At 70.9% G+C, this 14458-nt stretch carries 17 protein-coding genes and 1 tRNA gene; 5 read left to right on the forward strand and 13 right to left on the reverse strand.

The window, feature by feature from the left end; genetic code table 11:
* Positions 1 to 8: 8 nt before the first annotated feature.
* Positions 9 to 905 carry a LysR family transcriptional regulator ArgP gene (locus CEY15_RS11930; RefSeq protein ID WP_095718625.1) on the reverse strand — a complete coding sequence of 299 codons (897 nt, stop codon included), beginning with the start codon at positions 903 to 905 and terminating at the stop codon, positions 9 to 11.
* A gap of 67 nt (positions 906 to 972) precedes the next feature.
* On the opposite strand from CEY15_RS11930, the gene CEY15_RS11935 reads away from it, so the two are divergent.
* Entirely contained in the window at positions 973 to 1590 is a 618-nt protein-coding gene (locus CEY15_RS11935) for a LysE/ArgO family amino acid transporter (protein WP_095718626.1), read from the forward strand.
* Between the two features lie 81 nt (positions 1591 to 1671).
* On the opposite strand, the gene CEY15_RS11940 is transcribed toward CEY15_RS11935, so the two are convergent.
* From CEY15_RS11940 to CEY15_RS11960, 5 genes are all read right to left on the reverse strand, one after another.
* Positions 1672 to 2316: a 50S ribosomal protein L25/general stress protein Ctc gene (locus tag CEY15_RS11940; RefSeq protein WP_095718627.1), complete on the reverse strand. Its 645-nt coding sequence runs from the start codon at positions 2314 to 2316 to the stop codon at positions 1672 to 1674.
* Between the two features lie 254 nt (positions 2317 to 2570).
* A complete protein-coding gene (arsC, locus tag CEY15_RS11945) occupies positions 2571 to 2930 on the reverse strand; it encodes an arsenate reductase (glutaredoxin) (RefSeq protein WP_095718628.1) in 360 nt (119 codons plus the stop codon).
* A 1-nt stretch (position 2931) separates the two neighbouring features.
* Complete coding sequence (locus CEY15_RS11950) at positions 2932 to 3909, reverse strand: ribose-phosphate diphosphokinase (RefSeq protein WP_017838514.1); 978 nt, start codon at positions 3907 to 3909, stop codon at positions 2932 to 2934.
* Between the two features lie 17 nt (positions 3910 to 3926).
* The gene (glmU, locus tag CEY15_RS11955) at positions 3927 to 5387 is read right to left on the reverse strand and encodes a bifunctional UDP-N-acetylglucosamine diphosphorylase/glucosamine-1-phosphate N-acetyltransferase GlmU (RefSeq protein WP_095718629.1); all 1461 of its coding nucleotides are present in this window, start codon (positions 5385 to 5387) and stop codon (positions 3927 to 3929) included.
* A 123-nt stretch (positions 5388 to 5510) separates the two neighbouring features.
* A complete protein-coding gene (locus tag CEY15_RS11960; protein ID WP_095718630.1) occupies positions 5511 to 6122 on the reverse strand; it encodes a flavodoxin family protein in 612 nt (203 codons plus the stop codon).
* Between the two features lie 110 nt (positions 6123 to 6232).
* Between CEY15_RS11960 and CEY15_RS11965 the strand changes: the two genes are divergently transcribed.
* Positions 6233 to 8053, forward strand: coding sequence for a thiamine pyrophosphate-requiring protein (locus tag CEY15_RS11965; protein ID WP_095718631.1), 1821 nt, complete (start codon positions 6233 to 6235; stop codon positions 8051 to 8053).
* On the forward strand, positions 8050 to 8211 hold the full coding sequence (locus tag CEY15_RS18495; RefSeq protein WP_176475098.1) for a hypothetical protein: 162 nt from the start codon (positions 8050 to 8052) through the stop codon (positions 8209 to 8211). The genes CEY15_RS11965 and CEY15_RS18495 overlap by 4 nt, the downstream gene beginning before the upstream one ends.
* Before the next feature lie 21 nt (positions 8212 to 8232).
* Here the strand turns inward: CEY15_RS18495 and CEY15_RS11970 are convergent.
* Positions 8233 to 8304 (reverse strand) — tRNA-Gln (locus tag CEY15_RS11970).
* Positions 8305 to 8507: 203 nt separating this feature from the next.
* On the opposite strand from CEY15_RS11970, the gene CEY15_RS11975 reads away from it, so the two are divergent.
* Positions 8508 to 9179: a TetR/AcrR family transcriptional regulator gene (locus CEY15_RS11975; protein WP_095718632.1), complete on the forward strand. Its 672-nt coding sequence runs from the start codon at positions 8508 to 8510 to the stop codon at positions 9177 to 9179.
* Between the two features lie 26 nt (positions 9180 to 9205).
* Here the strand turns inward: CEY15_RS11975 and CEY15_RS11980 are convergent, their stop codons facing one another.
* A complete protein-coding gene (locus tag CEY15_RS11980; RefSeq protein WP_095718633.1) occupies positions 9206 to 9778 on the reverse strand; it encodes a DUF308 domain-containing protein in 573 nt (190 codons plus the stop codon).
* Positions 9779 to 9894: 116 nt separating this feature from the next.
* Between CEY15_RS11980 and CEY15_RS11985 the strand changes: the two genes are divergently transcribed.
* Positions 9895 to 10587, forward strand: coding sequence for a TetR/AcrR family transcriptional regulator (locus CEY15_RS11985; protein WP_095718634.1), 693 nt, complete (start codon positions 9895 to 9897; stop codon positions 10585 to 10587).
* Here CEY15_RS11985 and CEY15_RS11990 read toward each other — a convergent pair.
* From CEY15_RS11990 to CEY15_RS12010, 5 genes are all read right to left on the reverse strand, one after another.
* Positions 10529 to 11095: a class I SAM-dependent methyltransferase gene (locus tag CEY15_RS11990; protein ID WP_095718635.1), complete on the reverse strand. Its 567-nt coding sequence runs from the start codon at positions 11093 to 11095 to the stop codon at positions 10529 to 10531. The genes CEY15_RS11985 and CEY15_RS11990 overlap by 59 nt on opposite strands.
* A complete protein-coding gene (locus CEY15_RS11995; RefSeq protein ID WP_245847586.1) occupies positions 11092 to 11862 on the reverse strand; it encodes a PIG-L deacetylase family protein in 771 nt (256 codons plus the stop codon). Before CEY15_RS11995 ends, CEY15_RS11990 begins: the two co-directional genes overlap by 4 nt.
* Before the next feature lie 7 nt (positions 11863 to 11869).
* Complete coding sequence (locus tag CEY15_RS12000; RefSeq protein WP_176475100.1) at positions 11870 to 12886, reverse strand: acyl-CoA dehydrogenase family protein; 1017 nt, start codon at positions 12884 to 12886, stop codon at positions 11870 to 11872.
* Positions 12883 to 13656, reverse strand: a complete 774-nt coding sequence (locus tag CEY15_RS12005; RefSeq protein WP_095718637.1) for a glycosyltransferase — start codon at positions 13654 to 13656, stop codon at positions 12883 to 12885. Before CEY15_RS12005 ends, CEY15_RS12000 begins: the two co-directional genes overlap by 4 nt.
* An 88-nt stretch (positions 13657 to 13744) precedes the next feature.
* Positions 13745 to 14443 (reverse strand): vitamin K epoxide reductase family protein, encoded by a 699-nt coding sequence (locus tag CEY15_RS12010; RefSeq protein WP_095718638.1) that lies wholly within the window; start codon positions 14441 to 14443, stop codon positions 13745 to 13747.
* Between the last annotated feature and the right edge of the window lie 15 nt (positions 14444 to 14458).

Here is a 14458-nt window from a genome sequence, read left to right on the forward strand (position 1 = left end):
TCGCGCCGTCAGGCCTGCAGCTCGGACCGGGCCGTCTCGAGCACCGCGGCGGTCAGGGCGTCGAGGTCGGGGGACTGGAGTCTCCAGTGCTGCCAGAACAGTGGGACGTCGAGAGGGCGGTCGGGGGAGACCTCGGTGAGCTCACCGGAGACCAACCACGGTGTGGCCAGTCGCTCGGGCACCAGGCCCCAGCCCAACCCCGCGGCGATGGCACGGACGTGGTCGTGCGAACTCGGCACGAAGTGACGGGGTCCGGTCGGTTCGCGGCGGGCCAACTGCCGGTAGTGGTGGTTCTGGTGGGCGTCGGTGCGATCGAAGTCGACGATGGGGGCCCTGCCCAGTGCGGTCGTGGGCGAACCGTCGCGCAGGTGCCGGGCCACGAACCCGGGACTTGCGCACGCGAGGTACCGCATCGACCCCAGCGGGAGTGACCGGCATCCCTGAACGGCCCTGGACTCGCTGGTCACCGCCGCCATCACCTCGCCTCGGCGGAGGAGCTGGGAGGACAATGACTCGTCCTCGCGGCGGAGGTCAAAGACCACCTGGCCCGAGGAGTGGACCTCGGCCATGGCGTCGAGGAACCAGGTGGCCAGCGAGTCCGAGTTGCACGCCACCGCCAGGACCACATGCTCTGTCGGGGTGCCCGCTCCGTCGAACTCGCGGGACAGGGATTCCTCCAGGTGGAGCATCTGCCGGGCGGTCCGGAGCACCGTCTCACCGGAGTCCGTCGCTGTGACCGGGCGGTCGCGGCGGACCAGGATGCGGCCGGCCGAGTCCTCCAGCGCCCGGATGCGCTGGGACACCGCGGACTGCGTGACGTGGAGGTGGGCGGCGGCCGCATCGAACGAGCCGAGGTCGACGACGGCGACGAGGGTGCGCAGCTGGTCCAGGTGAAGTGCGTTCATAAGTAGATCTGATGCTAACCAAGAAACTGAAGTGGCGCTACAGATGCCGCGGCCCTAGCGTGGGGCCGTGACCACCACCTCCACGCTCCTCATGGGCGCCGGCATGGGCCTCGGGCTCATCGCCGCCGTCGGCGCGCAGAACGCCTACGTCCTCCAACGCTCGATCCGGGGCGACGTGGCGATGGTCCCGATCGTGATCTTCTGCGTCCTGTCCGAGGCCGCCCTGATCCTGCTCGGTGTGGCGGGCGTCGGGGCACTCGTCGAGTCCGCGCCGGCCGCCATCACGGTGATGAAGTGGTTCGGAGTGGTGTTCCTGCTGGCCTACGGCGCCTTTGCCGCATCCCGCGCCCTACGCCCCGCCAGCGGACTGCAGGTGGACGGTGACACTCGGATCCCCTCGACCCTGGGCGCGGTGGCGGCGTGCGCGGCGTTCACCTGGCTCAATCCCCACGCCTATCTCGACAGCGTCGTCTTCCTGGGGACTCTCGCCAACCAGCAGGCAGGGGACCTCCGCTGGGTGTTCGCGGCCGGTGCGTTCCTCGCCGGCACGGCGTGGTTCGCGTTGATCGGCTTCGGGGGCAGGGCCCTGCGCGGAGTGTTCGCCCGGCCCGGGGCGTGGCGGGTGCTGGACGCGGGGATCGCCGTGATGATGGTGGTCCTGGCCGTCGGCCTCATCCGCGGCTGAACGACCGCGGGCCCGGTCCGACGCGGTGGTCGAACCGGGCCCGGGGCGGGGGCGCGGCAGCTCAGGCCGCGCGCCGGGAGGTCAGGACTCCTCGGCAGCCTGCTCGGCCTCATGGGCGGCGTCCTCGGCGGCCTCGCCCTCGGGCGCCTCTTCCTCCTCGGCCTCGAGGTCGGCCTCGGAGGGCGCCTCGATGATGTTGACGATCAGCAGCTCGGGGTCGGAGACGAGGGTGGCTCCGGAGGGCAGAGCGATCTCCGAGGCGGTGATCTGGGTCCCGGCCTCGGCGTCCTCGACCGAGATCTCGAAGCCCTCGGGGATCTCGGTGGCGTCGACCTCCACCTCGATGACGTCGGCGTCCTGCGTGACGAGCGTGCCGGGGGCCGCCTCTCCCGTGAGGGTGACGGGGATCTCGACGGTCACCTTCTCGCCCTTGCGGACGACGAGGAGGTCGGTGTGCTCGATGACGCGGGTCAGCGGGTGCACGTCGATCTGCTTGGGCAGCGCGAGCTGCTCCTCGCCCTCGATGTCCAGGGTGAGCAGCGAGTTGGTGCCGTGGGCACGGAGGACCGCCGCGAACTCGAGCGTGTCGAGGAGGAGGTGACGCGGCTCGGTGTGGTGACCGTAGAGCACCGCGGGAACCTGGCCCGCGCGACGGGCGCGGCGGGCCGAACCCTTGCCGAACTCGCTGCGGATGGTGGTCTTGAGCTTGTTGACCTCGTTGGCCATGGTGATCCTTCTGTCGGTGGGGAGCGCTCGCGCGCTCGTCTGGAGGCGTTCTCCCCGGCGACCGAGACGATCGCCCGGGGCGGCCCACCGGGGACCACACCGACAATGATCGCGTCGATAACGGAGTGGCCCGAGTGCAGGGCCCTCCCTCGCCGAGATGACCCGATCAGCCTAGCGGCGCCGTGACCGGCCCCCAAATCGCGCCGGGACGCGGGCGAGGCCGGGTCGACGCCTCACGCCGGGTCCCGGACCCGTCAGAGGATCTCCTCGACAACGGAGGTGGGCCGCGCCAGGCGCGTGCCCTTGCCGGTGACGACGAAGGGCCGCTCGATGAGCCGGGGGTGCGCCACCATCGCCTCGAGCAGCGCCTCGTCCGAGGCCTCGAGCAGGCCGAGCTCGGTGAACTCGGCCTCCTTGACCCGCACGGCCTGCCGCACCGTCAGCCCGGCGTCGGAGATGAGGGTCCGGAGCTCGTCGACCGTGGGCGGGGTGTCGAGGTACCTGACGACGGTCGGCTCGACGCCCCGATCGCGGAGCAACTCCAGCGCCTGCCGGGACTTGGAACAGCGCGGGTTGTGGTAGATGGTGGCGCTGCCCGCGGCGTCCGTGGACACGTCAGGCGTTCCCGTTGAACAGGCTGGTCACCGAGCCGTTCTCGAAGACCTCGTGGATGGTCCGGGCCAGCAGCGGCGCGATGGACAGCACCGTGAGGTTGTCGAACCGCTTCTCCGGCGGGATCGGCAGGGTGTCGGTGGTGATGACCTCCTTGGCCCCGCACGAGGCCAGCCGCTCGGCGGCAGGGTCGGAGAAGACGCCGTGCGTGCAGGCGATGATCACGTCGCCGGCGCCGGCGTCCTTGAGCACCTTGACCGCGCCGGCGATGGTGCCGCCGGTGTCGATCATGTCGTCCATCAGCACGCAGGTGCGACCCTCGACGTCTCCGACGACGCGGTTGGACTTGACCTGGTTGGGCACGTTGGGGTCGCGGGTCTTGTGCACGAAGGCCAGGGGAGCGCCGTCGAGCGCATCGGCCCACTTCTCGCCCACCTTGACGCGGCCGGCGTCGGGGGAGACCACGCAGATGTTGTCCGTGCCGTAGTGCTCACGCACGTAGTCCGACAACTGACCCTGGGCGTGCATGTGGTCGACGGGGCCGTCGAAGAACCCCTGGGTCTGGTCGGTGTGCAGGTCGACCGTGATGATCCTGTCGGCGCCCGCCGTCTTGAGCAGGTCGGCGACCAGGCGGGCCGAGATGGGCTCGCGCCCGCGGTGCTTCTTGTCCTGGCGCGCGTACGGGTAGAACGGCAACACGGCGGTGATCCGCTTGGCGCTACCCCGCTTGAGGGCGTCGATCATGATGAGCTGCTCCATGATCCACTTGTTCAGCGGCGCGGGGCAGCTCTGCAGCACGAACGCGTCGCAACCGCGGACCGACTGCTCGAAGCGGACGAAGATCTCCCCGTTGGCGAAGTCGCGGGCGGTCTGGGGAGTGACCTCGACCCCCAGCTCGGCGGCGACCTGATCCGAGAGTTCGGGGTGCGCACGCCCCGCGAAAAACATCAGGTTCTTCTGGTTGTCGATCCACTCGCTCACTCGGTGAGTCCGTCCTTCTAGGAGTCGTTCCGGCTACGTAGGGCGGCCTCGGCCGAACCGGAATCCGGTCGGTTCTGGATCACCCAGTCGTCGATATTCCGCTGTCGTCCGCCCGACACCGCCAGGGCCCCGGGCGGGACGTCGTTCTTGATCACGGTACCCGCGCCCGAGTAGGCCCCGTCTCCGACGGTCACCGGCGCGATGAACATGGTGTCCGAACCGGTGCGGCAGTGATCGCCGATCACTGTACGGTTCTTGTTCACCCCGTCGTAATTGACGAAGACGCTCGATGCCCCGATATTGGTGTGCTCGCCGATCTGTGCGTCGCCCACATAGGTCAGGTGCGGGACCTTGGTGTGCGCCCCGATCGAGGACTTCTTGACCTCCACGAAGGTGCCGATCTTGCTGCGCTCTCCCAGCTCGGCCTCCGGACGCAGGTACGCGAACGGACCGACCTCGGCTCCGGCCCCGACGCTCGCGCTGACGGCGTGGGTCCGCACGATGGTCGCGCCCTCGCCCACCGTGGTGTCCCGGAGCGTGGTGTCCGGCCCGATGGTCGCGCCGTCGCCGATCACCGTGGAGCCGGTGAGGTGGGTGCCCGGAAGGATGGTCACGTCTCGACCGATGCGCACGCCCATGTCCACCCAGGTGGTTCCCGGATCGATGATCGTCGCACCCGCCCGCATGGCCTCCTGGCACAGGCGGCGGTTCATCTCGGCCGAGAGCGCGGCCAGCTGCACGCGGTCGTTGACCCCGGCCACCAGGTCGGCGTCCTCGATGCGGTGTCCGCGGATGAGCCCGTTGGACTGACGGGCGAGCTGGATGACGTCGGTGAGGTACAGCTCGCCCTGCGAGTTGTCGGTGCTCAGCTCACCCAACTTCTCGCGCAGCACGCGGGCGTCGAAAGCGTAGATGCCGGAGTTGACCTCGTCGATCGCCCGCTCGTCGTCCGAGGCGTCCTTGTGCTCGACGATCCGCAGCACCTCGCCGTCGTCGTTCCGCACGATCCGTCCGTACCCCGTGGGGTCCGGCGCCGTGGAGGTCAGGACGGTCACCGCCGCCCGCGGACGCAGGTCGTGGCGCGCGACCACCTCGCGCAGGGTGTCAGCGTCCAACAGCGGGATGTCCGAGGTGGTGACCAGCACGGTCCCCGAGAAGTCGGCGGGTAGCGCCGCCATGCCGGCGGCCACCGCGTCGCCCGTCCCGTTCTGCTGCTGCTGTACCGCGGTGGTCACCGGCACCCCCAGGTCCACGGCGAGCTCGTCCACCGCGGCCCCGACCTGCTCACGCTGGTGCCCCACCACCACGATGATCTGCTCCGGACGGATTCCGGCGGCGGCGTGCAGCGCGTGACCGAGCATGGTCCGGCCGCACACCCGGTGCAGCATCTTGGGGGTCGAGCTCTTCATCCGGGTACCGGATCCGGCGGCCAGGACGATGACTGCTGTCTGCGAGCGGTCGGAGTCGGGTGTGGTCATCAAGTCTCCTCGGGCGGGGTGAGTTCCGCGCTGGCGGGCGTGGCTTCGTCCCGGCAAGGATAAGGGGTGTCTCCGGACGGGAGGACCGGGTCGGGCGCGACCCGCACCGTACAGGGGATCTGCTCAGACCGGCGGGTACTGCTCCGCGCGCAGGAGTCGCGCCAGATGGGCGGCGTTGGCGGACAAGGTGGCGATGGTCGAGGAGACCGCGGACGGTGTCTCCTCGAGGTCCGCGTAGTTCTTGGGGTTCATGGCCTCGTTGTTCCAGTACGTGCACCCCTGCGCCGGGATCGTGAACCCGATGTCGTTGAGGCCCTGGAACGTGTCGGCCACGATCTTGTGCGCGCCGTCCTCGTTGCCGACCACGGCCGATACGGCGACCTTGCCGAACATCGCGGGTCGTCCCTGCTCGTCGGTCGCCGACAACTGGGCGTCGAGGCGCTCGAGGACCCGCTGGGCGATGCTCGACATGTGCCCCACCCAGGTCGGGGTCGCGAGCACCAGCACGTCGGCGGCCGTGATCTTCTCCAGGATCTGCGGCCACTGGTCGCCGTCCCCCATGTCGTCCTCCACTCCGGGACGCACGTCGTAGTCGGCCACCCGCACGGTCTCGCCGTCGATCCCGTGGGTCGCCAACTCGTCGAGTACCTGACGGGCGATGAGGTCGCTGCTCGACTCGGCCGGTGACGCCTTGAGCGAACACACCAGCGCGACTGCCTTCAGTGAGGTGTCCATGACGGGCACGGTAGGAGGCGCGAATCCCGAGGACAACCGGTGGAGGTCGGTCGGAGCGGCCCCTACGGTGGGGCCCACCAATCAGGCCGTCCAGCGGAGAGGGGACACGCATGACTGACGACAAGACGGTGGCCGACCTCGTCGTCGAACGACTGGTCGCCTGGGATGTGGAACGGATCTACGGGTACGCCGGGGACGGCAACAACCCCCTGCTCGGCGCGCTGCAACGGTCCGACGTGGCACCGAGGTTCATGCGGGCGCGGCACGAGGAGTCGGCGGCGTTCATGGCGGTGGCCGAGGGCAAGTACTCGGGCGGCGTGGGGGTGGTCACCTCGACGCAGGGCCCGGGCGCCGCGCATCTGATCAACGGCCTGTACGACGCCAAGCTGGACAGCGTCCCGGTGGTGGCGTTGGTGGCGCAGCAGCACACCAGCGCGCTCGGCTCGGACTACCAGCAGGAGATCGACCTGAGCAGTGTGTTCGCCGACGTAGCCGGCCCCTTCATGCAGACCGTCGTCGCGGCGGAGCAGCTGCCCATGGTGATCGACCGTGCCTTCCGCTCCGCTCTGACGCACCGGACCCCGGTCGTCGTCGTCATCCCCCATGACGTGCAGACCGCGCCGGCGCCCGAGCTGGCCGGTGACGACGGTCAGGAACACGGGGTCCAAGAACACGGCGTGGTGGTGACCGCGCCCGAGTGGACGCACGGAGTGGTCTCTCCGCGTGAGGACGACGTCGCCCGCGCGGTCGAGGTGCTGGACGCGGGGGAGCGCGTGGCGATCCTGGCCGGGCGCGGCATGGCCGGGGCGCGGCAGGAGCTGATGGATCTGGCCGAACGGCTGGACGCCGGCGTGACGATGAGTTTGCTGGGCAAGCCGTACGTCGACGAGTCCCACCCCTTGGTGGGTGGGACGATGGGGCACCTGGGGACGACGGCGAGCGCCCGCATCCTGCAGAACTGCGACACCCTCTTGATCGTCGGATCGAACGATCCCTGGACCGAGTTCTACCCCCGGCCTGGGCAGGCGCGGGCCGTCCAGATCGACCTCGACCCCTCGCACCTGGCAAACCGCTACCCGGTCGAGGTGGGGCTGGTCGGGGACTCCGCCTCGGCGTTGCGTGCCCTGACCGAGCGCGTGGGCGTGCGCGACCGGTCGGCGTGGCGCGGAGATGTGGAGACGTGGGTCGGGCAGTGGCGGGAGATCTCCCGCGAGCGCGCCGAGGTCCCGGCCCGGGGACTGAACCCGGAGTTGGTGGCCCGTCGGCTGTGCCGTCACATGCCGCACGACTCCCGGCTCGCCGTGGACGTGGGAAGTTCGGTGTACCACTACGTCCGGCAGATGGACCTGCCCACCTCGGTCCCGGCTCACCTGTCGTCCACGCTGGCGTCGATGGGCTGCGGCATCCCGTACGCGATCGCCGCCAAGGCCACCGCCCCGGGCCGGCCGGTCGTGGTGCTGGCGGGTGACGGGGCCGTGCAGATGCTGGGGATCAACGAGTTGATCACCGTCTCCGAGGCGTGGCCGGGGTGGTCGGACCCCACGATGGTCGTGGTGGTGCTGTGCAACGGCGACCTGGCGGAGGTGAGCTGGGAGCAGCGGGAGACAGAGTCGGCCCCGCGGTTCGCGCCGTCACAGGACGTCCCGGCGTTCGACATGGCCGGCTACGCCCGGCTCCTGGGCCTGCGGGGCGTCCGCGTCGAGGACGGTCGGCAGCTCGACGCGGCGCTGGAGGAGGCCTTCACGGCGGACCGGCCCACGGTGATCGAGGCGGTCGCCGATCCGGACATCCCGCTGCTGCCCCCGTTCCCCCACGGTCGGGAGATGCTGAGCTCGATGCGCGAGGGACTCCGGGCAGAGGGCGACGAAGGACACCACGGGTTGGTACTGCTGGAGGAGTACGCCCGAATCGAAGAGGAGAGGTTCACATGACCGGGATCAACGAGCCCGACCCGCAGTCCGTCACCCGTCAGGGAGAGGAGGAGGTCCGCACCCCGCGCAACCGCCGTCAGCCCCTGCTCGCCGTCCTGGCGATCGCGGCGATCCTGGTGCTCATCCTGGCGCTCGTGATGTCCGGCGGGATGGGCTGAGGACCGCGCGGTAGTCGGCGGCTCCCCCGCCAGGACTCGAACCTGGAATGTCTGAACCAAAATCAGAAGTGTTGCCGATTACACCACGGGGGAACGACCCTGTCCGGGTCGGTAACAGTCTGGCACACCTCACGCCGCCCGCTGGCGCGCACCTGGTCGCACCGGTGCACGCCCGTCCGGTCCCACCGGGGCGGGGGCGGTACCCGGAGAGTGGGTGGGGGGCCGACTAGTCTTGGGGGACTGTCGCGAAGGGGTTGATGATGACGGGCGAGGGCATTCCGGCGCCGAGGACCAGGATGACGGCCGCCGAACGACGGCAGCAGCTGGTCGAGGTGGGCCGCCGGATCTTCGCCGAGTACGGCTACGATTCCGCGACGGTCGAGGAGATCGCCGCCGTGGCGGGAGTCTCCAAGCCGGTGGTCTACGAGCACTTCGGCGGCAAGGAGGGGCTCTACGCCGTGGTGTGCGACCGGGAGCTGGCGTATCTGGGTGCCGAGATCACCGAGTCACTCCAAGGGGAGGGGTCGCGCAGGCGCATCGAGCGCGCCGCCATGGCGCTGCTGCGCTATGTCGAGGAACGGACAGACGGTTTCCGCATCCTGGTACGCGAGTCGTCGATCGCCCCCGGTGGCTCGTACTCGACCCTGCTCAACGACGCCACGGCGAGCGTGACGTACATCCTCGAAGAGGAGTTCGTGAACCGCGGGTTCGACCCCGTCACCGCGAGCGTGTACGCGCAGGCGCTGGTCGGCATGGTCTCCGGCACGGCGCAGTGGTGGCTCGACGTGCGCACCCCACCCAAGGAGGAGGTGGCCGCACACATCGTCAACCTGTGTTTCAACGGGCTCTCCCACCTGGACCCGCGGCCGACCCTCGAGGCCGAGGTGCGGGACAAGTACACCGGGCCGAGCAACCCGGAGGGCTCGCTGGTGGGTCGTGACATGCGCCCCGGGCCGGGCCGGCCGTAGCGCCGGGCCCCGGCCGACGACGCCTCTCAGGCGATCGCCGGTGCGGGGAGCCGTTCGAGATCGGCCCGCAGGCGGAACGCGACGGCCACCATCACGGCGCCCGCGGCCAGTCCGAACCAGCCGGCGAAGGTGACGAACGTGCCGATCGCCGAGGCGCCGAAGGCGCCGATGCCGACGCCGAGTGCGATGAGCACCACCCCCAGCGTTGCCATGATCCACGAGTCCGGGATCTGACGACGCAGGGTGCGCGCGCCGTAGGCGACAAGCGCTCCGGAGGCCACGAGCCAGGCGGCGAACAGCAGGGTGAGGGCGGTCGCGGACAGCCCGGGCCACAGTAGAACGGCCATCCCGAGCACGATCATGCCGGCGCCGGTGGCGAGCAGAGCGCCCCGGCCCCGGTGGTCGGCCGGCAACGCCAGGGCCGTGGTGGCGGTCATCGCTCCGTCGCCGACCGCGAACGCGGCCACCAGGAACACCGCGAGCGTCATCCCGGCGCCGGGACCGGAACCGGGGGCCGCGAGCGCGGTGGCACCCAGCGCGAGTGCGAGCGCTCCGCGGATCAGTTGAACCCACCAGGTGCGGGTGAGGGTCTCGATCATGTCTTCCACCTTTCGGGCGGCGGATCCTCGCCACCGCGGTACTGTAGTGATCACTACAGTAAGTCCCGGGTGGTGCCCGGGCAATGAGGTGCTGGACACAGGACCGGGGAGGTCGGATGGCGGAACGCGCATCGCAGGGACGCGAGTCGCAGGGCGGGACCAGGCGCACGCGGGCGAGGGGCCGCGAGTCCCGGCGGAGGATCCTCGAGGCCGCCGCGGCGGTCGCGGGGGAGCGCGGTTACGAGGGTACGAGCATCGCGCGGGTGAGCGAGGTCAGTGGGCTGCCCGCGAGCTCGATCTACTGGCATTTCGCGGATAAGGATGCGCTCCTGGCTGCGGTGGTGGAGGAGAGCGTCGAGCTGTGGCTCGGTCAGGTGACCAGAGGGGAGGGGGAGGCGCTGGCCCAGCGCGTGACGGAGCTGTGCCTGGGTGTGGCCCGGACGTTCACGGAGTCACCGGATTTCCTGCGGCTGGTGCTGATGCTCGCGTTGGAACGGCGTCCCGTTGAGCCGGTGGCGAGGGAGATCTATCTGCGGCTGCGGGGGGAGGCGATCGAGCGGATCGCGGCTGAGCTGCAGCAGGTGAGGCCGGCGTTGTCGCCGGCGGACGCGATGCTGGCGGCCACCTACGCTCTGGCCGGTGGGGACGGGATCTTCCTCGCGTCGCTGACCGGGGACGCTGATGTGGCCGCACTGTTCAGGCTGCACGCGAGCGCGATCGTGCACCTGGTCGAACAGGCGGAGGGCGGGGTCAGCGGCGGAAGGTCTGGAGGAGGAAGTCCTTCTCGCGGTGGTGGGCGAGAAGGGTGAGGGTGCTGCGCTCGAGCGCGGCGTGGACCTCCTCGCCGGTACAGGCATGATCGGAGGATCGACCGAGCCAGTGACAGGCCACCACCGTCCCGCCGGGCTCGGCCAGCCGGAGCAGGTCGGTGATGAGCCCGTCGAGCTCATCCTCCGGGGTGTAGTAGAGGAACTCCGAGAGGACCAGCAGGTCGCAGCTGGCGCGCGGCCACGGGTCGAGCGCGTCGGCGGTGCGGACGTGGGCGTGGTCCAGGCCGGCATCGGCGAGGCGCGTGCGGGCCTGTTCGGCGGCGGTGTCGACCACGTCCACCGCGTGGACCTCGTCGCAGCGTGCGGCCAACATCTCGGTGAGGACGCCCACCGAACACGCCGGCTCGAAGCACACCCGGTACCGCTGCTCGGGCAGTGACGCCACCACCAGCCCGTAGCGGCGTAGTTCGTACCAGGCGGTCGCGAAGTCCCAGGGATCTGAGGAGTCCGCGTACATCGATTCGAAGTAGTGGCCGGGAGTACTCACCAGAACACCGTCTCCTCTCGGGTGACCAGACGTTCGAGGATCCAGTCGGGCAGGATCGCCTCGTCGCCCGGCGATTCGGACAGCGGCGCGACCTGGGTGACGAACCGCGAGACGGCGTCCCGCTTCGCCTCCAGTTCGGCATCGGTGAGCACCACCCGGCGACGACGCCCCCATGGCACCCGGGGATCACCGGGCGCGGCCCAGTGCCAGGTCCACACCGGGTACTCGACCAGTCCGGCCCCGGTGGCGGCGCAGGCGTCGGCGGCCGCCTGACCGACGGCCTCGTGATCGGGGTGGCCATCCCCGCGCCACGTCGCCAGGACGAGCGTTCCGGGGCCCCCGTCGTCGACGATCCCGGTGACGGCGTCGGTGAGGGTGTCGAGATGCTCGTGGACCTTCCCGTCCGGCAGCCCCAGTCTGACGGGCTCGGGCAGCCCGATCAGCGAGCACGCCGTCCGGCTCTCCTCGACCCTCAGCTCGGCCAGCCGATGCGGGGAGAGAGTGGGGGAGTCGGGGTGGGAGGCGTCGCCGTCGGTCACCGCCACCACCGTGACGTCGACCCCCGCGGCTGCGAACCTGGAGGCCGTGACCCCGACGCCGAGGATCTCGTCGTCGGGATGGGGAGCGACGACGACGAGCCGTCGGCACCGACCCGGGATGGGGAACACCGGATCGGGAACTCGTCCGGCCAGCCACCGGGACCACTCGGTGGCGGGGGTGCCGCGGTCGCCGGGACCGATGCCCGCCCAGCCCTCGGGTTCGCTCACCGGGCCCTCACCCACGGGCCCAGCCGCCGTGTGTCCGGGCGGTGCGGCCGAGGCCGGCCAGATCGCGCTCGGCGTGGAACTGCCGGATGTAGACGGTCGCGTCGAGCACGGCCTGCGCGTGGCGCGGGTCCATCGCGAGCGGTCCGGCGCCCAGCGCGCGGCCGACCCGTCGGATGGTGTCGTCGACCGCGGCCTCCACGATCGCCCGCACGCGGACGGCCCGGTGGCGGGCCGCGACGAGGTCGGGGTCGGTGACAGCGGCCGGGCCGGCGACATCGATCTCACGCGCCGCGGCGTCGAGCGCCCAGCCCGCCCCGCCGAGCGACACGTCGACCGCGCCGAGGTGGGCCAGCGCGTGCTCGTCGGCGTCGGGTCTGCTCGAGCGGGCCACGAGTGGTCGGGCCACGCCCATCCCGGCCCCCAGCCAGCAGGCCGCCACGCCGATACCCCCGTGCCAGAATCCGGGACGGTCGAGGTACGAACCGCGGGCGCCGACCGCGCGCGCAGGCACGTCCCGGAACTCCACCGCAGTGGTGCCGGTCCCCGCCATCCCCGGGTTGGCCCAGCCGCCCGTCCGGGCCGACACACCCGGATGGCGCAGGTCCACGGCGAACAACCGCGGTTCGTCGTCGTCGCGGGCCGTGACCAGGGCGTGCGTGCACACCGCCGCTCCGGAGCACCAGGCCTTGACCCCGTCGAGCACCCAGCCACCCGCACCGACTCCGGATCCCGCACCACCTGGGGAACGCCGGGCGGTGACACGCGGCGTCGGCGGTTCGGCGGCCCACACGCCCCAGAACTCGCCGGGCGCGACGCGGGTGCCCTCGATCTCGGCGAGGATCGCGTCGGCGTCGGCGTGGGCCTCGACCAGGCGGCCGGCCGAGACGTCACGGGCGCACATGTCGGTGAGCCCGGACCAGCGGGCGCGGGTGTCCCCGTGGCCGGGCAGGGGCAGGACGGCGCGCCCCGAGCTCACCCACTGCCGGGCGAGGTCGGCGCCCCCGGGGCGATCGGACGAACTCACGGGGCGACCCCGGTCCGGGAGTGATCCGCCCCGGTGCGAGCGGGAGCGGGGTGGTCCGGCTCGGGGTGCTCGAGTCCGGTGAGGTCCAGCTCGCTGAGGGCCAGCTCGGTGAGGGCCAGGTGGCCGGAGAAACCGCCCGGGGTGCGGGACTGCCGCCGGGCGGAGGTGGTCACCGGCGCCGCGGTGGACCAGGCGATCGACATCCCGGCGGCCTCGGCGCGATGCACCAGCTCCACGTCCTCGTGGACCGGCAGAGGTGCGAAACCACCCAGGTCACGGTAGGCGCGGGCCGAGATGCCGATGTTCGCGCCATGGATGTGACGGTGGTCCGAACCCGACCGGTAGTCCTCGAGGTAGCGCACGCGGGTGCCCCGGCTCCACTCGGACCAGTCGGTCACCTCCACCAGTCCCGCCACCACGTCGGCGCCGTCGAGCGCACACGCCACCTGGTCGGTCAGCCACGTGGCCGGGACGCGGGAGTCCGCGTCGGTGGTGGCGTACCACCGCTCACCGGACGACGGCGTGAAGGGGGCGAGCGAGTCGAACCCCACAGCCCGCGCCGCGCCGACGTTGCGGGCGTCGCTCCTCACGATTCGGGCCCGTCCGCACGCCACGGCCTCGGAGGCATCGGTGCAGGTATCGAGAACCACCGTCACCGTCACCGGTACCGGGGTGAGGGCGGCGCAGGCCTCGAGCGAGTCCAGACACCCGGGGAGCAGGTCCTGCTCGTCGTGGACCGGGATCACCACGTCGATTCCCACGAAGCGCATCGGGTTCCCTTCGGGTCGCACGGGTGGTGCGGGCGGCGGAGGTGCCGCGGTCCGGCCGACGGGTTCAGAACTCCACGTGGCGCCCCGGTCAGAGGTTGGCGAAGAAATCCGCCCAGTAGAAGTCCCAGAACGCCCAGAGGATGATCGCGGCCACTGCCAGGAACCATACGACCACGGGGACGAGGTGCCACCGCTGGAGCGCCCGGACCCAGCCGGCACCGGTGAGCTTGGCCAGCACGTGGAGCAGGGTGTACCAGAACATCGGGATGGTCATGGCCCACACGACCATGCACCAGGGGCACAGCACCTGGATGGAGAAGATGGACTGGTACGCCAGCCAGTGCACCATCCCGGCGGCGAACGTCAGCCCGAGGAGCGCGCCCACCCAGTACCAGCGCGGGAAGCGCACGCCCGACGCGGCGGCGACGCCGATCGCGATGAGCAGCGCGTACCCCACCAGTCCGATGAAGGGGTTGGGGAAGCCGAAGACCGCGCCCTGCTCGGAGTTGATGACGCTCTTGCAGCTCATGAGGATCGAGAAGTTGCAGGCCGGCATGTAGTCCGGGTTCTCCAGGAGCCGGATCTTGTCCAGGCTGAGCTGGAACGACGCCACCAGGGCGACGATCGACCCCACGGTGAGCAGGACGCCCATCCACCGGTCGGTGAACACACGCGAGACGGGGCCGGGCTGGACGTCGGCGTCGGTGGTCGTCGAGGGGGCGATCGTCACCGGCTCGGCGGGGGCGCCCGCGGGGTCGTCGTGCGGGGCGTCTGGGGTCTCGCGCATGCGGCCAGCGTACCG

This window comes from Dietzia natronolimnaea, from assembly GCF_002289575.1.
In the GTDB taxonomy this organism is placed as follows: domain Bacteria; phylum Actinomycetota; class Actinomycetes; order Mycobacteriales; family Mycobacteriaceae; genus Dietzia; species Dietzia natronolimnaea_A.